The organism is Arthrobacter sp. CP30 (assembly GCF_053470025.1).
Genome location: NZ_JBQEMM010000001.1, coordinates 141722 through 162523, shown reverse-complemented (window position 1 = coordinate 162523; position 20802 = coordinate 141722). Strand labels below are relative to the sequence as shown.

Below are 20802 nucleotides of genomic sequence, written 5' to 3'. Positions count from 1 at the left end.
ACCGCCCCGGCGGTACCGGCACTCCCCCCTCCTGTACCTCAGGAGGATCCACCATGGCATCACCCACCGCCCTCAGGGGCGTCTCCCGGCACACCAACCAGTGGCGCGTCGTCGACATCGTCGTGGCCTCGGTCATCGCGGTCGCCGTCGGCGTCCTGTTCTTCGCGTGGTCCGCCGGCTATTCGGGCATCAGTCTGCTCACCGCCGGTTTCCCGCCGCTCGGCGGGCTGTACTCCGGGGGCTGGCTGATCGCCGGCGTCCTCGGCGGCCTGATCATCCGCAAACCCGGGGCGGCGATCTACTGCGAGGTCCTCGCAGCCGCCGTGTCCGCCCTCATCGGCACGCAGTTCGGGATGGCCGTTCTGGTCTCCGGCGCCATCCAGGGTCTCGGCGCGGAACTCGTGTTCCTGCTGTTCCTCTACCGGAGATGGAACCTCCCCGTGGCACTGCTGGCCGGACTCGGTGCCGGACTGGCGCTCGGGATCAGCGAGAACATCCTGTACAACGCGCTGTGGACCATCGAGTTCAAGCTCCTCTACGTGCTGTTCGCGGCCATCTCCGGCGTCGTCATCGCCGGGCTGCTGTCCTGGCTCGCCACCCGGGGCCTGGCGCGGACGGGCGTGCTGTCCTCGTTCGCCGCCGGCCGCACGGCGGACGTGTGACACCACTCGGCGGGCCCCTCCCGCGCGCCGTGCAGGTCAGCGCGCGGGGGTGGGGCTGGCGTCATGCCGGGCGCAGGGCGTTCGCCGCCCGGCACCTCGACCTCGAGCTGACGCCCGGAGAGCGGGTGCTGCTGCTCGGTGCCTCCGGCGCGGGGAAGTCCACGGTGCTCCACGCGCTGGCCGGCGTGCTCGGCAGCAATGACGAGGGTGAGCAGGAGGGGGACCTCCTGCTCGACGGCGTCCCGCCCGCCGCGGCGCGGGGACGCGCGGGTCTGGTACTGCAGGACCCGGAGTCCCAGGTGGTCCTCGCCCGCGTCGGCGACGAGGTGGCCTTCGCGGCGGAGAATCTCGCCGTGCCGCGGGACGAGATCTGGCGACGCGTGCACCGGGCGCTCGACGACGTCGGCCTCGACCTGCCGCTCGACCACCCCACCACCGCCCTGTCCGGCGGGCAGAAGCAGCGCCTCGCACTCGCCTCCGTCCTCGCGATGGAGCCCGGACTGCTGCTGCTCGACGAACCCACGGCCAACCTCGACCCGGACGGCGTCCTCGAGGTCCGGGACGCCGTGATCCGGGTCCTCGACCGCACCCGGGCCACGCTCGTCGTCGTCGAGCACAGGGTCGCGGTGTGGGCCGATGTCGTCGACCGCGTGATCGTGCTGGATGCCGACGGCGGTGTCCTCGCCGACGGCGCACCCGGCGAGGTCCTCGTGCAGGAGGCGACCCGCAGCCGTCTCGAACAGGCGGGTGTGTGGGTGCCCGGTCGACGGCCCGCCGTCGGCGGCGCCGTGCCGACGTCCGCCGGAGGGGAGGTGCTCCTCGCAGCCACCGGGCTCGACGTCGCGCGCACGAAGCGCGGTCCGGTCGCCGTCGCCGGGCTCGACCTCACCGTCCGTGCCGGCCAGGCCCTCGGCATCACGGGCCCCAACGGTGCCGGGAAGTCGACGGCGGCCCTGACCCTCGGCGGTCTGCTGCGCCCCCGGGCCGGCTCGGTCCGGGCCGTCCCGGCCCTCGCGGGCACGGCCGGTGACGACCCCTTCCGGTGGCGGTCCACCGAGCTCGTCCAGCGCATCGGGACGGTGTTCCAGGAACCCGAGCACCAGTTCCTCACCGCGAGCGTGGGGGAGGAGCTCGCCGTCGGCCCGGCCAGGGTGGGCGGCGCGCAGGCTCCTGGACGCATCGCGGAACTCGCCGAGCGCCTCCGCCTCACGCACCTCCTGCAGGCCAACCCCTTCACGCTCTCCGGTGGCGAGAAGCGCCGCCTGTCCGTGGCGACGATGCTCGCCACCGCGCCGCGGATCCTGATCCTCGACGAGCCGACCTTCGGACAGGACGCCCTGACCTGGGCCGAGCTCGTCACCCTGCTCCGCGAACTGGTCGACGACGGTGTGGCCGTGCTCTCCGTCACCCACGACGCCGAGTTCATCGACGCACTGGGCGGAGCGACCCTGCACGTCTCCGGCGGTGCGGGGACCCTGGTGCACCGATGAGCACCGACTACCTGACACCGGTCCTGACCGGGACGACGCTCCTGCGGGCCAACCCGGTGTCCAAGCTGTTCGCTGCCACCGTCATCACGCTCGCCCTGATGGCGAGCATCGACTGGGTCAGCGCGGCTGTGGTCCTCACCTGCGAACTGGTGCTCATGCCCCTGCTCGGCATCAGCGTCCTGGCACTGGCACGCCGGATCTGGCCGCTGCTGGTCGCCGCCCTGATCGGCGCCTACGGCACGGCACTGCTGGCCGACAAGACCGGTGGGGTGGTGCTCGACGTGGGGCCGTTCCTGTTCACCGAGGACTCCGTCGCGTCGGGGATCGCCGTCGGACTCCGCGGGCTCGCGCTCGCGCTGCCGGGGATCTTCGTCCTGCTCACCACCGACCCCACCGACCTCGCCGACGCCCTCGCGCAGAAGCTGCACCTGCCGCACCGCTTCGTGCTCGGCGGGCTCGCGTCGCTGAGGCTCGCGGGTCTGTTGGTGGAGCAGTGGGAGGCGCTCGGGCTGGCCCGCCACGCGCGCGGTGTGGGATCGGGCGGGTCCGTCGGCGCGCGCACCCGCAACCTCCTCGGGCAGTCCTTCGGGCTGATCGTGCAGGCGATCCGGCGCGCCACCCGCCTCGCGACGGCCATGGAGGCCCGCGGCTTCGGTGGCGGGACACGCACCTGGGCCCGGGAGAGCTCGTTCTCGGCGCTCGACGCCGTCGTCGCGGCCGTCGGGCTCCTCATCGCGGCCGGTGCGGTCACCGCGGCCGTCCTCGCGGGGACCTGGAACTTCATCCTGTCCTGACGCCGTCGGGAGGAACGCGCCGGGATGACGGCCGGGGCAGACGCCCACAGGGGGCCCGCCGTGGCGGGCCCCCTGTGGGCGCATCGTCCGTGCCGGCGGTCCGGCTAGAGGACGTCCGAGAGGAACGATCGCAGGCGGGCCGTCCGCGGATCGTCGAAGATCGCCGCCGGCGGACCGGACTCGACGACGACGCCGGCGTCCATGAACGTCACCGTGTCGGAGACGTTCCGGGAGAACCCCATCTCGTGCGTGACCACGACCATGGTCATGCCCGCCGACGCGAGATCCGCCATGAGGGCCAGCACCCCCTTGACCAGCTCGGGGTCGAGGGCCGAGGTCGCCTCGTCGAAGAACATCACCTCGGGATCCATCGCCAGGGCACGGGCGATCGCCACGCGCTGCTGCTGCCCGCCGGACAGGTTGCCCGGCCGGGCATCGGCCTTGTGCTTCAGGCCCACGAGGTCCAGTTGGGCGAGGCCCTTCCGGCGCGCCTCGTCCGCCGACATCCCGCGCAGCTTGCGCAGGGCCAGCGTGACGTTCTCCAGCACCGTCTTGTGCGGGAACAGGTTGAACTGCTGGAACACCATCCCGATGCGGCGGCGCAGCTCGTCCGGGTTGTCCTTCAGGACGGAGCGCCCGTCCAGGAGGATGTCCCCCTGGTCCGGCTCGATGAGGCGGTTCAGGACGCGCAGCAGCGTGGACTTGCCGGACCCCGACGGGCCGATCACGGACGCCGTGGTGCCCCGCTCCACGTGCAGGTCGATACCGCGCAGCACGTGGTTCGAGCCGAAGGAGAGGTGCAGGCCCCGTCCGGTCAGCGTGCCCGACTCGATGGCCTTCATGCCCGTGCTCCTTCGCTCATGGTGGTGAGGTCCTCCAGCTCGGGCTTCTGCTTCCGCCCGACGCGCAGCCGGTGGTCGATGAAGTTCACCAGGTGCGTGAGCGGGATGGTCAGGCACAGGTACAGGACTCCGGCCGCGATGAGCGGCGACAGGTTGCCCGTGTTGCTCGCGGCATCGTTGCCCACCCGGAAGAGCTCCCGTTCACTGGCGACGAGGCCGATGAAGTAGATGAGCGAGGACTCCTTGATGAGCGCGATGAACTGGTTCACCAGGGCCGGCAGCACGCGTCTGACGCCCTGGGGGATGACCACGAGCCGCATGGACGAGCCGTAGCTGAAGCCCAGCGCCCGGGTGGCCTCGAGCTGGCCCTTCTCCACGCTCTGGATGCCCGAGCGGAAGATCTCGCCGATGTACGCCGACGCGATCAGCGAGAGCGCGAGGATGCCCAGCGGATAGGGGCTCGTGCTGCCCGTGAGCTGCCGGAGGATCGGACCGAGTCCCAGGCCGATGAGCAGGATGATCACGACGGCGGGGAGGCCGCGGAAGATGTCCGTGTAGATGCGGGCGATCCACCGGAGCACGCGGTTGCGGGAGATCCCCATGATGGCGAGGATCATGCCGACGATCGTGCCGATGACGCCCGAGGCCAGCGCGAGCAGGAGGGTGTTGGGCAGTCCGACGGTCAGGAGGTCCGGCAGGACGGCGGCCATCGCCTCCCAGTCGAAGAACGTCTTACCGAGTTGTTCGAAGGCATCCATGCAGGACCGGCTACTTCACGACCGCGGCTTTGCTGCCGGGCTTCCAGTCGGAGGGGAGCTCGCGGTCCGGGTACCACTCCTGGGTGAGCTCGGTCCACGTGCCGTCGGCGATCACGGCGTCGAGGCCCGCGTTGAGCGCGTCGATCAGCGCCTTGTTGTCGCTGTTGACGGCGTACGCGGTGAAGTTCTCCGTGTTGATGATGGTCTCGGCGATCGTCGTGCCGTCACCCTCCTTCACCTGGCCGGTGGCCTGCTGGGAGGGGGCGACCCAGGCGTCGACCTGACCGTTCTTCACGTTCGCGTAGACGGTGTTGTAGTCAGGGAAGCGGACCGGCTCGAGACCCAGGGTGTTGGAGACGTAGTCGTCCTGCACCGTGCCCTGGACCACGCCGATGCGGGTGCTCTCCGAGAGGGAGTCGAAGCCCGTGACGGAGGAGCCGTCCTTCGTGACGACGGCCATGTAGCCGAAGTCGTAGCCGTTGGTGAAGCCGACGTTCTCGCGGCGGGCCGCCGTCGTCGAGATCGAGGAGGATCCGACGTCGAACTGCTTGTTCTGGACCTGCGCGAGGAGGGCGGAGAAGTCGGTGGACGCGAATTCGACCTCGAGGTCGAGCTTCTCGCCGATGGCACGCAGCAGTTCGTTGTCGTAGCCGGTGAACACACCGTCCTCGAGGAAGATGTTCGGCGGTGCGTCCGAGAGCGTACCGACGCGCAGGGTGCCGTCGGTGATGAGGCCGAGCCCGGACGTGTCGATCTCGTCGATCGGCGTGGTGTCCTCGGTGGTGTACTGGTCGAGCGACTGCTGGTCGCTGCCGGCCAGCGCGTCGGTGCTCTCGGTGGGCTCGCTCGAGGAGCTGCCGCAGGAGACGGTGAGAGCGAGCAGGGGGACGGTGAGGGCCGCGAGGAGCTTGCGGGAGATGGTCATGGGGGTCCTTCGTCGAAGCTGCGCCCGCTGGCGGGCGCGGAGGATGGAGTGTCGGGGACGCCGCGGGGCGGCAGGAGGAAGGGCTGCTTGCTGCTGGGTGACACGCTCGCTGTTCTGGGCTGTGCGCGCAGATGCGGAACGGGGGACCCGGGATTTTCCGGTGCTGGACCGCACGACGCCGTACTTGCCATCCGGGGGACTTGTCCCGGCGGCCGAATCTTCACCTGGAGCACCCCACTACGGGAGAGGGTTGCTGTCCAGCCGGCCAGGGCCGTGGGCTGGAACTCTTGATTTCAGGAAAACGCTAGGCCAGCAGGGAGGGCCGGGTCAAAACGCCGGCCGGTGAAAAGCCACGATCGACGTCGCATTCGGCCCTTTCGGGCCCGATTGTGGCGAGGATTACACGAATCGGTCGACGAGCTCGGTCAATTCGGCCGTCAGGGCCGTCGACGTCCGGAGGTCCTGGCCGTCGAGGGAGAGGACGGGCGCGAGGAGCCGGATGCTCGAGATGAGCCACACGGCGTCGGCCTCGAGCAGGTGGTGCGGCTCGAGCGGTCCGTAGCCCAGCTCCCAGCCCTGCTCCTTCGCCGCGGCGAAGAGCGCGCTCTGTGACGTGCCGGCCAGGATGCCGCTCTCGAGCTGCGGGGTGAGCAGGGTCTTCCGCCCGTCGCGGTCGTAGGCGAGCAGCACCGTGGACGTGGGGCCCTCGAGGACCTTGCCGTCGGAGGACGTGAAGATGACGTCGTCGGCACCGTGCGCCCTGGCATAGCGCACGGCCGCCATGTTGACGGCATAGGAGAGCGTCTTGGCCCCCATGAGCAGCCAGGGCGCGCGCTGGGCGACGGTGCTGTCGTACCCGCGCTCGAGGAACAGCACCCGGAGCCCTGTCGCCCGCTGCTCCAGTGTCGACGCCGGGACGGGGGACACCTGTACCCAGGCGGTCGCGCTGCCCGCACCCTCGACGCCGCGCGTCGCGATCAGCTTCACGACGGCGTGCGTGCGGTCGGGCTCGGCCGCCGCGAACTCGCGGAGACCCGTGCGGATCGCGCGGCTCCAGGCGCCGGCCCCGGGCACGGTCAGGTCCAGTGCGGCGGCCGACGCCGCCAACCGATCGAGATGGGCCTGTTCCTTGCGCGGTGTCCCGCCGACGGCCAGCATCGACTCGAAGATGCCGTCCCCCCGGGTGGCGCCGAGATCGGTGGCCATGAGCTGGGGACGGGAGGCGTCGGCCACGGTGCCGTCGTCGTGGGCCGGGTCGAGGAACACCAGAACAGTCATGCCTGACAGCGTAGGCGACGAGGGCGTCCGGCCGGCCGTCAGGACGAGCGCCGACCCATCCTGAACAGGAGGCCGTCCCGCACCATCGGCCACTCGTGGGCGAGGATCGAGTAGACGACGGTGTCGCGCAGCTCGCCGTTCCGCGCACGGGTGTGGCTCCTGAGGACGCCGTCCTGCTTCGCGCCGAGGCGGGTGATGGCCTCACGGGACTGGCGGTTCAGCCAGTGGGTGCGGAACTCGACGGCGGGACACCCGAACACCTCGAAGGCGTGGCGCAGCAGGAGGTACTTGGACTCGGTGTTGGTGCCCGTGCGGTGCGCCGAGGCGGCGTTCCAGGTGGAGCCGATCTCGACGCGGGGCGTGTCCCGATCGATGTTCATGTAGGTGGTCATCCCGATGATCCGGCCCGGCCCGTCCGTTTCGACGGTCCGCGCGGTGAACGGGATCATGGATCCGGAGTCCTGCAGGGTGAGGCGTCGCTCGATCTCCTGCCTCATGTCCTCGGGTTCGGGGACCGAGGTGTACCACAGCTCCCAGAGGCGTCCGTCCCGGGCGGCGTCGACCAGTCCGTCATGGTGGTCCGGAGCGAGGGGTTCGAGGATGACCCCGTTGCCGCGGAGGACGGTCGGCTGGAGGGCGTTCATGCATCGACCCTAGTCCCTGGCCGGCGGCACGGACCGGCGCCGGCCCGATCCGCAGCGGTCAGTGGGACCCGGGCTGCAGTGCGTCGACGGCGTCCAGGACCGCGAGCGAGGGGAGGTCCGCCATGGCGGCGACGACAGCCAGGGGCTCCCCGCTGCTGACGGCCGACGCCGCGGCCACCTGCAGCTCCGTCAGGGACAGGGCACCGGTGTCGGGGTGCAGGCCCTCGATGGTGGTGTGGGAGCGGCTGGAGCGTGCCGCAGCGACGACCCGTTCAAGGTGGCCCGAACTCATGATGTCTCCCTCGCGTCGTTGCCTTTCAGTCTCACCCTCGGCCATGAAGCTGGGAAGTTGCGCAACGCGGGCTGGAAGCGCTTGCGATCGGCGCCTCGATCAGGGCGCCTGTGCCGGAGGGTCGTCGAGATCGCCCCCTGGAAGCCTTCTTGACTCCCGGAGGGCGGAACCCCACGTCCGCGCACGCGCTTCGATGTAGTCAACGTCAGGACGCGGACAGGTCCAGGTCTTCGGTTGCGTCCTTCCACTCTGGCCGGGCAACCCGGTGCTCCCGCTCGCATGCAGGTCTTTTTCCCCTCAAGGAGCATCGCTGGCGACGGCGCATCCCCCGCTCGTCGACCCGTCGGCGACGGCCGGCTCGTCCGTGAGCGCGGTGATGAGCCGTTCCAGCCGGACGAGTCCCGCGAAGCGACCGGCGTCGTCGGTGGCCATGACCGGACCGAAGCGCGACGGCTCGTCGCGGGTGATACAGCGGGCGAGGGCTTCGCGGATGGGTGTGTGGATGTTCACGCACATCCCCGGCGGCACCGCGCCGGCCACGGTGTCCTCCCGGGTGAGGACGGACACCGGGCGTCCGGCGGCAAGAGGACCACCTCCGCGAGCAGGGGCTGGGTGGCGAAGGCCGCCCCCGCTTCCGTGAGGTCCCGCACCGTGAGGGCGGTCTCGGTGATCGCCCGGATGGCGGGAGCGCGGCCGGTGCCGGAGCGTGTCGCGAGGTGCCGCGCCATGCCCTCGTCGAGACCGACCCAGGGCAGGGCAGGGCGGCCGAGCAGATAGCCCTGCATGAGCGGGACGCCGAGGGACGCCAGCACGTCCAGTTCCTCCACCTGCTCCACGCCCTCGGCGATGATCCAGGCGTCGATCCTGTCGGCGAAGGACCCCAGCATGTCGACGAGGGCACGGCGCGCCTCGTCGTGGTGGATGTTGCTGATGAAGTCCCGGTCGATCTTGATGAAGGAGGGGCGGAGGGCGAGGAGGTGCTGCAGCCCCGCGTACCCGGAGCCGGCGTCGTCCACCGCGATCAGTGCGCCGCGTTCCTTCAGGAGGTCGAGGTCCGGCCTTAGTGCGGCGTAGGACTCGATGGCGGAGTGTTCCGTGAGCTCGACGATCAGCCCGGCGAGGTTCCCGCTCGCCTCCCAGACGGAGCGGATCGCGGGCGAGGAGAGGAGGTCCGGCGAGACATTGACCGTGAGGAAGGTGTTCCGGGGGAGTCCGGACCGGTGCGCGAGGGCGACCCGCAGTGCTGCTGCTTCGAGATCTGCGGCGCGTCCGAGTTCGCGGGCCTTGGTGAACCACGCCGCGGGGTTCTTCTCGCCGTACCCGGGGAAGCGCAGCAGTGCCTCGAAGCCGGCGATCGTGGCGCGCGTCGTGTCCACGATCGGCTGGTACATCGACACGATGCCCTCACCCCGGCATGCCGACTCGAGGTCCCTGCTCCACTGGTCCTCCAGCAGCAGGACCGTCCCGATGTCATGCATGGGCCACCACCGCCCCGGAGCTGTCGACGTGCCCGGGATCAGGCGGTCGTCGTCCGCGCACGCACGGCGGCGACGACGGCGGGCGGCAGGTCCGTGAGCCCGTGGACCGCCGCAGCGTGGTCGCGGACGCCGGCCAGCAGCTCGTCCTCGGACTCGACCGTCCAGCGGGCGTCGCAGCCCGGAACCACGTCACCACACGCGAACGACTTCATGTCGGAAGAATCCCCCATCTGCGCCACGGCCCGTCCCAGGGTGACTCGCCCCGGAGCTGCGTCGCCGGTACCGGCGATCGGCCTAGAAGATCATCGTAGGGATACGGGTCACGGGGCACCAGACCTTTCTTCCCGTGCCCTGTCGACGTCGGCCAGGATCAGCCCGTCGGCGCGTCGTGTTCCGGGAAGCGGGCCCCGAGCGCCGAGAGCACTCCGCGCGCCTTCGTCCGGATCTCGTCCCACTCGTCGTCCGGGACGGAGTCCGCGGTGATCGCTCCGCCCACGCCGAGGGTCAGCCGGGTGCCGCCGTCCTCCGGTCCGTCCTGCAGCACGAGGGTGCGGATGACCACGGCGAGGTCGGTGGCCCCGGTGAGGCTGAAGTACCCGGCGGCCCCCGAGTAGGGCCCGCGCGGCTCCCGCTCGAGCGCGTCGAGGACGGCCATGGTGCTGATCTTCGGGGCGCCGGTCATGGACCCGGCAGGGAAGGCCGAGGCGACGACGCCGGCGCGGGGGCTGCCCGGGCGCAGGCGCGCGTCGATGGTGCTGACCATCTGGTGGACCGAGGCGTAGGTCTCGATCGCACACAGCCGGCTGACGGTCACGGAGCCGGGGACGGCGTGGTGGGAGAGGTCGTTGCGCAGGAGGTCCACGATCATGATGTTCTCCGCGCGGTCCTTGGGCGAGGTCCGCAGGTCCTCCAGCAGGGCCGCGTCCTCGGCGGCGTCCGCGGAGCGGCCCCGCGTCCCCTTGATCGGTTCGGCACGCATGGCGCCGTCGGCGGTCACGCGGAGGAAGCGTTCGGGGGAGGAACTCGCGACCGCGAAGCCGGGGAAGCGGAGGAAGTGGGCGAAGGGCGCGGGGCTCACGGCGCGCAGGCGGAGGTAGGCCGCCAGGGCGTCGACACGCGGCACCTCGGCGGACAGCGACGTCGTGAGGCACACCTCGTAGGTGGTGCCCTCCGTGATCTCCGCCTGCGCCCGGTGAATCTTCGCGAGGTACTCGGTGCGCGTGTCACGGAGGGTGAAGGCGGGCACGGGCAACGGCCTCCCGGTGCCGGGAGGTGCGGCGGAGGCGACGGCACGCCGTGCCCGCGCCAACCACGCCTCCCGCTCGGGATCGGGCCGTCCGTCGGAGAGCGTGAGGAGGTGCACGGCACGGTCCGCATGATCGATCACGACGGCGCGCCCGGCGAAGACGAGCGCCGCATCCGGGAGGGCCTCGTCGGCGGGCGGACCGGACGAACCCCCGGTCTCCCGCTTGAGCTCGTAGCCGAGGTACCCGAGCCAGCCGAGGCCGAAGTCGCAGGCGAGACCCTCGGGCGAGCGGACCGCCCGCCGGCCCCAGGCGTCGTCGAGCCAGCGGAAGAACGGCTCCCGCACGCGCGCCGTCACGGCGCCCGCGCTGATCTCCGTGACCCCGTCCCGGTGGAAGGCCTGCTGCCCGAAGGCACCGCCGTCGTCGGCCAGGATGCTGAAGCGGTTGCGCCCGCCCGGGGCCACGCCGTCCCCACCCGCACCTGCCGCATCCGAGCTGTCGAGCCACACCGCTGCGGCGGACTCCGCGTAGAGCGCCGAGAACAGCGCCGCAGGGTCGGGCCCGGCACCCCGAGCGGCGTCGATGCGCTCGGCGGCGAGGACCAGTCCGCGCCGCACGGCACGCTCCGGTGCGAGCAGCCCGGCACAGGCGGGCAGGGCGGTGAGGGCCAGGCGCACCGCCGGTGGCGTGGATTCGCCGGTGTGCCCCCGCACGACGACGTCGGCCGCTCCGCTCGGATCGTCGACGGCGAGCCAGGCGGACTCCTGGTCGGCCCAGCGGTCCCAGAAGGGGGAGTAGGTCTCGCCGTCGCGGGCGATCGCCGAGCGGTGCCGCACCGCGGCGTCGGCCTCGACCCAGATCACGACGTCGAGATGCGCGCGTGCCGCCGCCGTCGCCGCCCCCACGCCCTCGAGCAGGACGATCTTCGCGGCGGCCGTCGTGCGCTCCGGCCCGTCCCGGCCGGCCGTCCAGTCCCAGGCGTTCCAGCGGGCGGTGCTGCCCGAGCGCAGCGGCACAAGGACGTGCTCCACGTAGCGTGCCACGCCGTCGTCGAGACCGTCCCAGCCCGGATAGATGTCCTCGAGGTGGAACACGGACACGGTGTGGTGCTCGCGGAGGAGGGCGGCGAGCTCGACGGCGAGGGTCGTCTTGCCCGCACCGGACCGGCCGTCGACGGCGATGAGGAGCGGGGTGTCGGTGGGCACGGCTCAGGCCAGCGCGAGCAGCGCGCCGACGCCCACGAAGAGTGAGCCGAAGGTCCGGTTGAGGATGGTCTGGCCGCGGTCGCCGCGCGTGAAGCGGCGGAACGAGCGGGCGGTCCCGGCGTAGAAGAACCACATGACGAGGACGTCGATCACCACGACGGTCGCTGCCAGCACGCCGTACTGACGCAGGAGGGGCTCGTCCGGCCGGATGAACTGGGGGATCAGCGCGAGGAAGAACACGACGGCCTTGGGGTTGAGCAGGTTCACCCACACCCCGCGGCGGAACATCGTGAGCCGTCCCTCGGTACCGCGGAGGGCGTGGAGATCACCGTGGTCGGGCCTCTGCAGGAACTTCCTCACGCCGAGGTACACGAGGTAGGCCGCGCCCGTGTAGCGGATGAGGTCGAAGGCGAGGGGCGAGTTCGCCACCAGGATCCCGACCCCGGCGGCCGCGATCCCGATGTGCACCAGCAGGGCGGCCTGCTGGCCCAGGATGCCCCAGATGGAGCGCCGGAACCCGACCGTGAGGGCGTTGCTCATCGTGTTCACCGCACCTGCGCCGGGCACGAAGCTGATGAGGGTTCCGGCGCCGAGCAGCGCCAGCCAGAGCGAGGGGTTCACCCGTTCATGGTAAGCGTCCGGGATCAGGCGTCCGGCCCGCCGGCGTCGAGCTCCTGGCGCACGAAGCGGACCACGCCGTCGACGGCGCCGTCGACCATGCCCCAGGTGGCCTCGAAATCGCTGGAGTCGCCGTACCAGGGGTCGTAGATGCCGAGCTCCTCGAGGTCGGTGTCCGTGGTCGACGGGTCGAATTCGCGCAGCAGGTGGATCCGGTCCCGGGAGGCGTCGTCGGGCGCTTCGGAGCGCAGCTCGCGGTAGTGGTCGAGGTCGAGCGCCAGGATGAGATCCCGCTCGCGGTACCACGCGGTCTCGAAGCGCCGCGCTCGGTGGAGGTGGCTCTCGATGCCCAGCTCCGTCAGCTTCGCTGCCGCACGCTCGTCGATGGGTCGCCCGGACTCCCAGTCCGTGGTGCCCGCGGAGTCCACCAGGACGTCGTCCGCCATGCCCGCCCCGGCGAACGCGTGGGCCAGCATGAGTTCGGCCATGGGGGAACGGCAGATGTTGCCGGTGCAGACGGTGACGATGCGGTACATGCGGACAGCCTAGCGGCGCCCGGCGCCGTGGCTAGGACCGGCGGGCCCCCGAGCGGACGCGCTGGAGCAGGAGCACGACGGCGGACACGTGCTGCCCCGTCTCAGCCCCGGGCAAGGATCTCGACGCTCGGCATGAGGAAGACGCCGCCGTCGCGCCGTGCCCACCGGCGCCAGCCCTCGGCCAGCCGCCGGAGGGTCTGCTGCTCGGCGAGCCCGCGCTCCAGCGCCTGCGTCGCGAAGGCGGAGTGCAGTACCCGGTCCGCCCAGGAGTCCGCGAGGAACCGGCGGTCCGCTTCGGCGGAGTAGGTCCAGTTCGACGACGACACCTCGATCTCCGCGAAGCCTGCCGCCGCGGCCCAGCCGGGGAGTCGCCGCCCTGCGTCGGGCTCGCCCCGGTTCCCGCGGGCCAGGTGCCCGTAGAGCCCGCGCCACTCGTCGAGCTCGTCGACGGCCGGGAACCAGGTCATCGCCCCGAAGTCGGCCTCGCGGACCGCGACGAGCCCGCCGGGCCGCACCACCCGTCGCATCTCGCGGAGCGCAGCGACGGGATCGGCCAGGTGCTGGAGGACCTGATGGGCGTGGACGACGTCGAAGGACTCGTCGGCGGCATCGAGGTCGTAGACGTTGCCCTCACGGAACGTCAGGTTCAGGAGGTCGGCGTGGGCCTCGGAGGCCTCCGCAATGACGTCCGCCGAGCTGTCGACGCCCACCACCGAGCCGGGGACCACGAGATCGGCGAATCCGGCGGTGATGCTGCCGGGGCCGCAGCCGATGTCGAGCAGGTCCATCCCGCTCTCGAGGAGCGGCTCGAGGTAGGCGGCCGATGTCGCGACCGTTCGGGCGGCATGCGCCGCGGTGACGCTGGGGTGGTGGCCGTGGGAGTAGACCTCGTCGCTCATGAGGGGAGCGTAGCGCGGGCCGGCCCTCAGTCAGCGGCTGTGTCGTCCCGCGCCTCGATCGTCGCGGCGGCCGTCGCGTCCGTCACCTGCTGCATCAGGTCGCGCAGCAGTGTGAGTTCCTCCTCGGAGTACCGGTCGAGGACGCCGGTGATGTGACGTCCGAGGGGGGCGAAGAGCAGGGCGCCGGTGGTGCGCGCCTTCTCCGTCAGCTCGAGGTGGACCTGGCGCCGGTCGACGTCGCTGCGCCGTCTCGTCACGTGTCCTGCGGAGTCGAGCCGGTCCACGAGCGCCGTGGTGGCGGGCGAGCTGAGGTTGAGTTCCTCCCGGAGAAGGCCCGGCGTGACGGTGAGCCCGGCCCGCGCGGCACCCATCATGATGCTCAGGGCGTGCAGGTCGGTGCGGTAGAGGCTGTCACGGTTGCTCGCGACGTCCACGTAGCGATCGGTCTCCACGGTGAACTGGCGCATGAGTGCCATGAGGTCGTCCCGAGCCGCCATCGTTCCTCGCCTTCTTTCCTTCCAGCTTAGGCTGGTTCCCATTATCTCCATCATAGATATACTTTGCTGCAGAGATACCTTGAGGAAGGCGTGAAAGTTCATGAGAAGTACGTGGTTGAGGGTCCTGCTGCCCGTCGTCGTCGTCCTGATCTGGCTGGTGGGTGCCGCGGTGGGAGGGCCGACGTTCGGTCGGCTCGAGGAGGTGTCGAGCAACGACCAGGCGTCATTCCTGCCGGCGAGCGCCGAGTCCACGGAGGCCGGGGAACTGCAGCAGCAGTTCAGTGACTCGGAGGCCATCCCGGCGGTCATCGTGGCGGAGTCGGGTACGGAGATCGCGCAGGAGGAGCTCGGGCCCTACGCGGATCTCGGCGCCACGCTCGGTGCCGTCGAGGGACTGGAGCCGCCGGCGGAGGGCGCCCCCGCCGTCGCCGGTCCCATCCCCTCGGAGGACGGCTTCGCGGTCCAGTACATCGCCTTCGTCTCGCCGGATGCCGAGCTCGCCGAGGTGGTCACGGAACTGCGGCAGGTCCTCGCGGACGACCTGCCCGACGGCGTCACGGGCTACGTCACGGGGCCCGCCGGCTTCACCAACGACCTCGTGGAGGCCTTCGGCGGTATCGACGGGATCCTGCTCGGGGTGGCGCTCGGCGCGGTCTTCGTCATCCTGCTCGCCGTCTACCGTTCCGTGGTCCTGCCGTTCCTCGTCCTGCTGACCTCCGTCTTCGCCCTCGCCACGTCCATCCTGCTGGTCTTCGCGTTCGCGAAGCTCGACTGGATCCAGCTGAGCGGACAGAGCCAGGGCATCCTGTCCATCCTCGTGATCGGCGCCGCCACCGACTACGCGCTGCTGCTCGTCGCGCGGTTCCGGGAAGCACTCGCGGAGAACGAGACCAGGTGGGACGCGATGCGCGTGGCCTACCGCGGCTCGGTCGAACCCATCCTGGCCTCGGGCGCCACGGTGATCCTGGGCCTGCTCTGCCTGCTCTTCTCGGACCTCAACTCGAACAGGAGCCTCGGGCCGATCGCGGCCATCGGGATCGTCTTCTCCCTCGCTGCCGCGCTGACGCTCCTGCCTGCGCTCCTGCTGCTGTTCGGGCGCGCCGCGTTCTGGCCACTGCGGCCGCGCTACGATCCCCGGCTCGCGGTCGCCGTCGCACCCCACCACGGCAGGCACGCCGCACCCACCGCTGCGGGTGCCGAGACCGGCCTCGAGCGGCTGAAAGGCATCTGGAAGCGTGTGGCGCTGCAGGTGGCACGCCGTCCTCGCGTCCTCTGGATCGCGTCGCTGCTCATCCTCGTCGCGGGAGCCCTCGGGCTCACCCAGCTGCAGGCCAGCGGTGTACCGCAGTCCGCACTGATCCTGGCGCCCTCCAACGCCGTGGACGGCCAGGAGGCGCTCGGCCGTCACTTCGATGCGGGCTCCGGCAGCCCCGTCTACGTCGTGGCACCGGAGGGGGATCAGGACGCTGCGCTCGACACCGTGAGTGCCCAGGAGGGCATCGCCGACGCGAGCCTTACGGCCGATCCGAGCGGTGCCGCGGTCGTCGAGGACGGCCGGGTGCTCATCAGCGGCACGCTCGAGTATCAGGCGGACTCGGACCGGGCGGAGGACGTGGTGCGGGACCTGCGGACCGCGCTCGACGACGCCAGCCCGGATGCGCTCGTCGGCGGCGTGACCGCGGTGGCCATCGACACGAATGACACCGCGCTGGCCGACCTCGTGAAGATCATCCCGATCGTCCTGCTCGTCATCCTCGTGGTCCTCGTCATCCTGCTGCGCTCGGTGCTGGCGCCCGTGCTGCTCGTGGCCAGTGTGGCGCTCTCCAATGCGACGGCGCTCGGCGTCTCCGCACTCGTGTTCAACAACGTGTTCGGCTTCGAGGGCGCGGACGCCTCGGTGCCGCTCTTCGCCTTCGTGTTCCTCGTGGCGCTCGGCGTGGACTACAACATCTTCCTGATGACCCGCGTCAGGGAGGAGTCGCTGCGCATCGGGACACGGCCGGGGATCCTCCGCGGCCTCGGGGTCACGGGCGGCGTCATCACGTCGGCGGGCGTCGTCCTCGCGGCGACCTTCGCGGCACTGGGGGTCATCCCGATCCTGTTCCTCGCGCAGATCGCCTTCGTCGTGGCGTTCGGCGTCCTGCTGGACACCGTGCTGGTGCGCTCGCTGCTCATCCCTGCCCTCGCCTACGACATCGGGCCGGCGATCTGGTGGCCGTCCAAGCTCGGGAAGACCCCCTCGCCGCGCTAGCGGTCCCCGCCCGTGGAGGGGCCGTCCGGATGAGCTCCGACGGTCCTTCCGCGTCGCCGGGTGCACCTGCCCTGCGGCCCTGCGGCCCTGCGGCCCTGCGCCCACCGCCCCGGGCCTTCCGCAAGCTTTGCGCAAGAACCGGATGGTTCCGCATCCTCGCAACCCGCTGTCGCTACCCTTGGACTGTGCCCATCCATTCGACTCCGTCAGGTCCTGGTCAGCACCAGGACAGCGGGACGGCACCCCCCAGGAGTGAAGCCGTCCCGGCTACGGGCGCGCCGGGCAAGGCTGCCCCGCTGCTGGTGCCGGCGGTCCTGGAGGACATGAGGAGCGATTTCGACGATCCCGCCGTCGTCAACCGGTTCGCCCACGACTTCTGCTCGACGCTCGGGGGGAAGATCGACCGGCTGGACGTCCGGTTGCGGGGCGGCGATGCCATGGGCGCAGCGGACGCGGTGCTCAGCGTCACGACGTCGTCGGCCATGGTGGGGGCCGTGCGCCTCACGCAGGCCGCGCTCCGGATGCAGCGCCTGATCGCGGCGGACGACCTCGACGAGGCCTTGCACTCCCTCCCACTCCTCCGGGCGTGCGCTGCGGACACCGTGGCGGCGCTCGGCCGGTCCTACCCGGTTGGGAGCGCGGGCGCTGCGCCCTAGACCGGCTTGGTGCGGTGCCGACCCGCGGGGACGCTGTCCGGTCCCACGCGGGGGAGCCGACGGCTACCGGGAGGTCGAGCTCCTCGGCATGATCCTGAAGCCGACGCCGCGCACCGTGGTGATGAGATCCGGGTCCCCCGAGGTCCGGGCCAGTTTCTGCCGCAGGTTCGCGATGTGCACCTCGATGGCGCGCTCGTCCGTGCGGCTGACGAAGTTGTAGCCCCGGTACTCCCTGCCGCGCGATACGCGCACCAGCTCTTCCTTGGTGCGCACCGCACCGTTGCTGCGGAGCAGTTCGTGCAGGAGGTTGAACTCGGTCTTGGTGAGCGGGAGTTCGACGCCTGAGCAGGTCGCGGTGCGGGCCTCGCCGTCCAGCACCAGGTTGCCGTTGCGGAGGAGGTCCGCCGCATCGGGCGCGGGCCCGGTGGTGGCCGCCGGGGCAGGCGCGGTGCCACCGGACAGTCCGGGGGTGACGGTCGCGGGGGGAGCCACCGGCTGGCCGATGCGGGGCCGGCGCAGCATCGCGTCGATCCGCGCCCTCAGTTCCCGCGGGCGGAAGGGCTTCAGGACGTAGTCGTCCGCGCCGGCCTGCAGAGCGGTCAGCACGTCCATCTCGTCCGTGCGGCCACTCAGGACGATCACGTAGCAGTCCGACGTCGTGCGGATGCGGCGCAGCACCTCGTAGCCGTCGATGTCGGGGAGGCCGATGTCGAGCGTCACGACCGCCGGATGTTCCTGCCGCACGGCATCCACTCCCTCGCGGCCCGTCGCGGCACCGCATGCCGCGAAGCCGCCCTGCTCGAGGACGGCGCACAGCAGGTTGCGGATGTCGAGGTCGTCCTCGATCACGACCGCTGCGCGGCGGTCACCGGCAGCGACGCTATTCATGGGCTGCGACCTTCGGCTCGGTCGCCAGCAGCGCCGCTTCGGACGGATGCTCCGCCTGCCGGGCGGACGGGAGTTCGGAAGTGACGGCGGGTGTCCGTGCCATGGTGCGAGACCTGTTCTCTTCGGCGGCCCGGCTGACCGCGTGGGTCCCGTGGCTTTGCGTCCCCGGCTCGCACCGGGTTTGCCTTTGTCGACGGGCGGCTGCCCGCTCCATGATTTTAGCAACCCGCACCGACGCCGTGGGATCGCTCCCTCCATCACACTCCGTCACTGCTCCGTCCGCCCCGTCCCGGGCTGCCGGAGCAGTGCCGCGCCGCGTCGGACGGCCGACCCGACGGCCGTGAGCGCCGTCGAGCCGTGGCGCCACTGCTGCCAGTGCAGAGGGACGTCCAGGTGCCCGTCGTCGTCGAACGGGAGGAGGTCCCCGCGATCCCTGTGCAGCTCCAGCTCCGAGACCAGGCCCCAGCCCATGCCGAGGCGGATGGCCTCCGCGAACTCCTCGGCTGCGGGGACGTGGTGCCGTGGTGCGTCCCGGGCACTCCGGGTACGTGGGCGGAGATAGGCGTCCTGCAGGTCGTCCTTCCGGTCGAAGACGATGAGGGGGGCTTTCCCCAGTGCCTCCGGCGTCGCGCCGTCCGGGAACCAGGCCCTGCGGAAGCTGCGCGTGCTCACCGGGAGGTAGCGCATGATGCCGAGCGGGTGGGAGGAGCAGCCCTGGACCGGCGCCGCGACCGACGTGATCGCCGCCGCGGCCGCGCCGCTGCGCAGGAAGTCGAGCGAGTGGTCCTGGTCCTCCCGGAGCATCTCGATCTGGAGCGTCTCCGCGATCGGGGCGAGGGCCGGCAGCACCCAGGTGTGGAGGGAATCGCCGTTGACCACGATCGTGATGCGCTGCCGGCTCCGCTGGTCCTCCGCGGCGAGCTCGTCCGAGAGGTCGGCGGTGAGCAGTTCGAGCTGCCGCGCGAATCGCACGATCGCCTGCCCGGCGTCGGTGGCCCGGAGCGGCCGGGCCCGCGTGATGACGGGGCGTCCGACGGCGACCTCCAGGGCACGGATCCGCTGGCTCACCGCCGACGGGGTGATGGAGAGCGTGGCGGCAGCAGCCTCGAAGCTGCCTCCGCCCACGATCGCGGCGAGCGCCTGCGCCTGTGCAGGGTCGACATGTTTCATGAGCACTTCTTACCATGCTGAAGAAGCTTTAGCTGGTCTTACCCGCTGTGCACTCCTAGGTTGATCAGGTGATCACCACCGCCGCCACCGGCTTCGCTGCCGGCCTGACCCTCATCGTCGCCATCGGGTCGCAGAACGCCTTCGTGCTGCGCCAGGGCCTCCGACGCTCCCACGTGGTCCTCGTCGTTGCGGTCTGTGCCCTGTCGGATCTCCTGTTGATCGGGCTCGGCGTCGGCGGCCTCGGCGCCCTGATCGAGGGGGCGCCGGTGCTGCTGGAGGTGATCCGCTGGGCGGGCGCGGCCTTCCTCACGGGCTATGCCGTCCTTACCGCACGCAGGGCAGTCCGGGGCGGGACCCTCGACACTGCCGGGGGTGCCGCGACGACGTCCTGGCGCGCAGCGCTCGGCACCTGCCTCGCCCTGACCTGGCTCAATCCCCATGTGTACCTCGACACCGTGTTGCTGCTCGGCTCCCTGGCGGGGACGCACGGCCCCACCGGCAGGTGGTGGTTCGCGGCCGGCGCGGGCCTGGGCAGCATCGTCTGGTTCACCGCCCTCGGCGCGGGAGCACGCTTCCTCGCCCCGCTGTTCGCGCGCCCGGTGGCATGGCGCGTCCTCGACGCGCTGATCGCCGTCGTCATGCTGGTCCTCGCCGTGCTCCTCGTGGTCCGGTAGGACGGCGGACAGTCAGGCAGGCCGTCGTCGCGGTACGCGACGCGCCTGGGTCCGCCGGTCCCACAGCCACAGCACGACGACGACGGCGGCACCGACCACGAACACGGCGAGGGGAGCCGCCCACGCCTCGGGATCCGGGGCGAGGAGGGCCGCCCCGTCCTGCCACGGCCACAGGGCACGCGCGGAGCCCAGGATCAGGCCGGTGGCAATGAGCAGGGTTGCGCGCCTCCTCGCCCGCAGGAGATAGGCCAGGCCACGCACCACTGTCGCGAGCCCGAGCACCGCACCGCCGGCGAAGAGTGCGAGGTAGCCGAGGTCGCGGGTACTCGCGGCCTCGAGGGTCGGCTCGTACAGGCCGATCGTGAGCAGGATGAAGGAGCCCGAGAGACCAGGCAGCACCAGTGCACAGACCGCGGCGGCACCACTGAGGACGAGCACCCACCCCTGCGGCTCGCCCACCTGCAGGGTCGGCAGCCCCAGTCCCAGGAAGACGCCGACAGCGACGACCACCACCACGAACACGGCCAGAGCCCACGGTGCCGGCCGAGGCGGGAGCAGCCGCGTGACCATGGACAGCGGGACCAGCAGGCTCGCGAGCACCATGCCGAGGAAGAGGGCACGGGCGATCACGGGTTGCGTGTCGACGAAGGCGTGCAGCGGTCCGGCCAGCGTGAAGAGCGCCACAGCCATGCCGACGACCAGGGGCAGCACGAGCCTCCATTCGACGGCGCGGAGATGCGTGCGCGACGCCGCCCGGCCGTTCCCGCCGAGGAGCGCGGTCACGGCGTGGACGGCATGGTCGGCCGAGGCGATGAGGCGGTCGTAGATACCGAGGACGAGGGCCATGGTGCCTCCCGAGACCCCCGGCACCAGCTCCACCAGGCCGATCAGGGCGCCCTGCAGGAAGCTGGGCAGGGCGCGCAGCGAGGGGTTCGGAGGTACAGGGCCGCTGGGTGTCGGGTGCAAAGCCATCCTCCTCACCGTACGGCGGCGGCATC

Annotated in this window: 23 protein-coding genes and 2 riboswitches; of the genes, 6 read left to right on the top strand and 17 right to left on the bottom strand. The window is 71.3% G+C overall.

Features of this window, described 5'->3' with window-relative positions:
• Positions 1 to 53: 53 nt before the first annotated feature.
• The 3 genes from ACTIMO_RS00730 to ACTIMO_RS00720 are packed head-to-tail and all read left to right on the top strand — an operon-like array spanning position 54 to position 2946.
• Positions 54 to 662: an ECF transporter S component gene (locus ACTIMO_RS00730; RefSeq protein WP_055767182.1), complete on the top strand. Its 609-nt coding sequence runs from the start codon at positions 54 to 56 to the stop codon at positions 660 to 662.
• Positions 659 to 2152: an ABC transporter ATP-binding protein gene (locus ACTIMO_RS00725; RefSeq protein WP_448181153.1), complete on the top strand. Its 1494-nt coding sequence runs from the start codon at positions 659 to 661 to the stop codon at positions 2150 to 2152. The genes ACTIMO_RS00730 and ACTIMO_RS00725 overlap by 4 nt, the downstream gene beginning before the upstream one ends.
• The gene (locus ACTIMO_RS00720) at positions 2149 to 2946 is read left to right on the top strand and encodes an energy-coupling factor transporter transmembrane component T family protein (RefSeq protein WP_448181152.1); all 798 of its coding nucleotides are present in this window, start codon (positions 2149 to 2151) and stop codon (positions 2944 to 2946) included. The genes ACTIMO_RS00725 and ACTIMO_RS00720 overlap by 4 nt, the downstream gene beginning before the upstream one ends.
• Before the next feature lie 104 nt (positions 2947 to 3050).
• Here the strand turns inward: ACTIMO_RS00720 and ACTIMO_RS00715 are convergent, their stop codons facing one another.
• The 14 genes from ACTIMO_RS00715 to ACTIMO_RS00650 form a co-directional block, all read right to left on the bottom strand.
• Positions 3051 to 3788 (bottom strand): amino acid ABC transporter ATP-binding protein, encoded by a 738-nt coding sequence (locus tag ACTIMO_RS00715; protein ID WP_055767191.1) that lies wholly within the window; start codon positions 3786 to 3788, stop codon positions 3051 to 3053.
• On the bottom strand, positions 3785 to 4546 hold the full coding sequence (locus ACTIMO_RS00710; protein WP_448181151.1) for an amino acid ABC transporter permease: 762 nt from the start codon (positions 4544 to 4546) through the stop codon (positions 3785 to 3787). The genes ACTIMO_RS00715 and ACTIMO_RS00710 overlap by 4 nt, the downstream gene beginning before the upstream one ends.
• Before the next feature lie 10 nt (positions 4547 to 4556).
• Positions 4557 to 5471, bottom strand: a complete 915-nt coding sequence (locus ACTIMO_RS00705) for an ABC transporter substrate-binding protein (protein ID WP_055767198.1) — start codon at positions 5469 to 5471, stop codon at positions 4557 to 4559.
• A gap of 175 nt (positions 5472 to 5646) precedes the next feature.
• A riboswitch (SAM riboswitch) is annotated at positions 5647 to 5764 on the bottom strand.
• 106 nt (positions 5765 to 5870) lie between these two features.
• Positions 5871 to 6749: an aminodeoxychorismate lyase gene (locus tag ACTIMO_RS00700; protein ID WP_448181150.1), complete on the bottom strand. Its 879-nt coding sequence runs from the start codon at positions 6747 to 6749 to the stop codon at positions 5871 to 5873.
• 38 nt (positions 6750 to 6787) lie between these two features.
• Positions 6788 to 7393, bottom strand: coding sequence for a GNAT family N-acetyltransferase (locus tag ACTIMO_RS00695; RefSeq protein ID WP_055767204.1), 606 nt, complete (start codon positions 7391 to 7393; stop codon positions 6788 to 6790).
• Positions 7394 to 7451: 58 nt separating this feature from the next.
• Positions 7452 to 7685 (bottom strand): hypothetical protein, encoded by a 234-nt coding sequence (locus ACTIMO_RS00690; protein ID WP_055767207.1) that lies wholly within the window; start codon positions 7683 to 7685, stop codon positions 7452 to 7454.
• 297 nt (positions 7686 to 7982) lie between these two features.
• Entirely contained in the window at positions 7983 to 8195 is a 213-nt protein-coding gene (locus ACTIMO_RS00685) for a hypothetical protein (RefSeq protein ID WP_448181149.1), read from the bottom strand.
• Positions 8192 to 9163: an EAL domain-containing protein gene (locus ACTIMO_RS00680; RefSeq protein ID WP_448181148.1), complete on the bottom strand. Its 972-nt coding sequence runs from the start codon at positions 9161 to 9163 to the stop codon at positions 8192 to 8194. Before ACTIMO_RS00680 ends, ACTIMO_RS00685 begins: the two co-directional genes overlap by 4 nt.
• A gap of 38 nt (positions 9164 to 9201) precedes the next feature.
• Positions 9202 to 9375 carry a DUF1059 domain-containing protein gene (locus ACTIMO_RS00675; protein WP_082471216.1) on the bottom strand — a complete coding sequence of 58 codons (174 nt, stop codon included), beginning with the start codon at positions 9373 to 9375 and terminating at the stop codon, positions 9202 to 9204.
• 158 nt (positions 9376 to 9533) lie between these two features.
• Positions 9534 to 11615, bottom strand: a complete 2082-nt coding sequence (gene pabB / locus ACTIMO_RS00670) for an aminodeoxychorismate synthase component I (RefSeq protein ID WP_448181147.1) — start codon at positions 11613 to 11615, stop codon at positions 9534 to 9536.
• A 3-nt stretch (positions 11616 to 11618) separates the two neighbouring features.
• Positions 11619 to 12236 (bottom strand): LysE family transporter, encoded by a 618-nt coding sequence (locus tag ACTIMO_RS00665; protein WP_448181146.1) that lies wholly within the window; start codon positions 12234 to 12236, stop codon positions 11619 to 11621.
• Between the two features lie 23 nt (positions 12237 to 12259).
• Positions 12260 to 12769 (bottom strand): low molecular weight protein-tyrosine-phosphatase, encoded by a 510-nt coding sequence (locus ACTIMO_RS00660; RefSeq protein WP_422390664.1) that lies wholly within the window; start codon positions 12767 to 12769, stop codon positions 12260 to 12262.
• Between the two features lie 101 nt (positions 12770 to 12870).
• Positions 12871 to 13668, bottom strand: a complete 798-nt coding sequence (locus ACTIMO_RS00655; RefSeq protein ID WP_448181145.1) for a methyltransferase domain-containing protein — start codon at positions 13666 to 13668, stop codon at positions 12871 to 12873.
• A gap of 26 nt (positions 13669 to 13694) precedes the next feature.
• On the bottom strand, positions 13695 to 14165 hold the full coding sequence (locus tag ACTIMO_RS00650) for a MarR family winged helix-turn-helix transcriptional regulator (protein ID WP_448181144.1): 471 nt from the start codon (positions 14163 to 14165) through the stop codon (positions 13695 to 13697).
• A gap of 100 nt (positions 14166 to 14265) precedes the next feature.
• Between ACTIMO_RS00650 and ACTIMO_RS00645 the strand changes: the two genes are divergently transcribed.
• Positions 14266 to 16416 carry an MMPL family transporter gene (locus ACTIMO_RS00645; RefSeq protein WP_448181143.1) on the top strand — a complete coding sequence of 717 codons (2151 nt, stop codon included), beginning with the start codon at positions 14266 to 14268 and terminating at the stop codon, positions 16414 to 16416.
• Positions 16417 to 16739: 323 nt separating this feature from the next.
• The gene (locus ACTIMO_RS00640; RefSeq protein ID WP_448181142.1) at positions 16740 to 17072 is read left to right on the top strand and encodes a hypothetical protein; all 333 of its coding nucleotides are present in this window, start codon (positions 16740 to 16742) and stop codon (positions 17070 to 17072) included.
• A 63-nt stretch (positions 17073 to 17135) separates the two neighbouring features.
• Here ACTIMO_RS00640 and ACTIMO_RS00635 read toward each other — a convergent pair whose 3' ends face one another.
• Together ACTIMO_RS00635 and ACTIMO_RS00630 are read right to left on the bottom strand one after the other, a co-directional pair.
• On the bottom strand, positions 17136 to 17960 hold the full coding sequence (locus ACTIMO_RS00635) for a response regulator transcription factor (RefSeq protein ID WP_448181141.1): 825 nt from the start codon (positions 17958 to 17960) through the stop codon (positions 17136 to 17138).
• Between the two features lie 121 nt (positions 17961 to 18081).
• Positions 18082 to 18156, bottom strand: a riboswitch (cyclic di-GMP riboswitch).
• Between the two features lie 71 nt (positions 18157 to 18227).
• Positions 18228 to 19130, bottom strand: a complete 903-nt coding sequence (locus tag ACTIMO_RS00630; RefSeq protein WP_448181140.1) for a LysR family transcriptional regulator ArgP — start codon at positions 19128 to 19130, stop codon at positions 18228 to 18230.
• A 68-nt stretch (positions 19131 to 19198) separates the two neighbouring features.
• Between ACTIMO_RS00630 and ACTIMO_RS00625 the strand changes: the two genes are divergently transcribed.
• Entirely contained in the window at positions 19199 to 19804 is a 606-nt protein-coding gene (locus ACTIMO_RS00625) for a LysE/ArgO family amino acid transporter (protein WP_448181139.1), read from the top strand.
• 12 nt (positions 19805 to 19816) lie between these two features.
• On the opposite strand, the gene ACTIMO_RS00620 is transcribed toward ACTIMO_RS00625, so the two are convergent.
• Positions 19817 to 20770 (bottom strand): DUF368 domain-containing protein, encoded by a 954-nt coding sequence (locus ACTIMO_RS00620; RefSeq protein WP_448181138.1) that lies wholly within the window; start codon positions 20768 to 20770, stop codon positions 19817 to 19819.
• Positions 20771 to 20802 lie beyond the last annotated feature (32 nt).

Coding starts and splice junctions, on each gene's coding strand:
- ACTIMO_RS00730 (WP_055767182.1), top strand. CDS start 54: ATGGCATCACCCACCGCCCTCAGGGGCGTCTCCCGGCACACCAACCAG.
- ACTIMO_RS00720 (WP_448181152.1), top strand. CDS start 2,149: ATGAGCACCGACTACCTGACACCGGTCCTGACCGGGACGACGCTCCTG.
- ACTIMO_RS00715 (WP_055767191.1), bottom strand. CDS start 3,788: ATGAAGGCCATCGAGTCGGGCACGCTGACCGGACGGGGCCTGCACCTC.
- ACTIMO_RS00710 (WP_448181151.1), bottom strand. CDS start 4,546: ATGGATGCCTTCGAACAACTCGGTAAGACGTTCTTCGACTGGGAGGCG.
- ACTIMO_RS00705 (WP_055767198.1), bottom strand. CDS start 5,471: ATGACCATCTCCCGCAAGCTCCTCGCGGCCCTCACCGTCCCCCTGCTC.
- ACTIMO_RS00700 (WP_448181150.1), bottom strand. CDS start 6,749: ATGACTGTTCTGGTGTTCCTCGACCCGGCCCACGACGACGGCACCGTG.
- ACTIMO_RS00695 (WP_055767204.1), bottom strand. CDS start 7,393: ATGAACGCCCTCCAGCCGACCGTCCTCCGCGGCAACGGGGTCATCCTC.
- ACTIMO_RS00690 (WP_055767207.1), bottom strand. CDS start 7,685: ATGAGTTCGGGCCACCTTGAACGGGTCGTCGCTGCGGCACGCTCCAGC.
- ACTIMO_RS00680 (WP_448181148.1), bottom strand. CDS start 9,163: ATGCATGACATCGGGACGGTCCTGCTGCTGGAGGACCAGTGGAGCAGG.
- ACTIMO_RS00675 (WP_082471216.1), bottom strand. CDS start 9,375: ATGAAGTCGTTCGCGTGTGGTGACGTGGTTCCGGGCTGCGACGCCCGC.
- ACTIMO_RS00660 (WP_422390664.1), bottom strand. CDS start 12,769: ATGTACCGCATCGTCACCGTCTGCACCGGCAACATCTGCCGTTCCCCC.
- ACTIMO_RS00655 (WP_448181145.1), bottom strand. CDS start 13,668: ATGAGCGACGAGGTCTACTCCCACGGCCACCACCCCAGCGTCACCGCG.
- ACTIMO_RS00650 (WP_448181144.1), bottom strand. CDS start 14,165: ATGGCGGCTCGGGACGACCTCATGGCACTCATGCGCCAGTTCACCGTG.
- ACTIMO_RS00645 (WP_448181143.1), top strand. CDS start 14,266: ATGAGAAGTACGTGGTTGAGGGTCCTGCTGCCCGTCGTCGTCGTCCTG.
- ACTIMO_RS00640 (WP_448181142.1), top strand. CDS start 16,740: ATGAGGAGCGATTTCGACGATCCCGCCGTCGTCAACCGGTTCGCCCAC.
- ACTIMO_RS00635 (WP_448181141.1), bottom strand. CDS start 17,960: ATGAATAGCGTCGCTGCCGGTGACCGCCGCGCAGCGGTCGTGATCGAG.
- ACTIMO_RS00630 (WP_448181140.1), bottom strand. CDS start 19,130: ATGAAACATGTCGACCCTGCACAGGCGCAGGCGCTCGCCGCGATCGTG.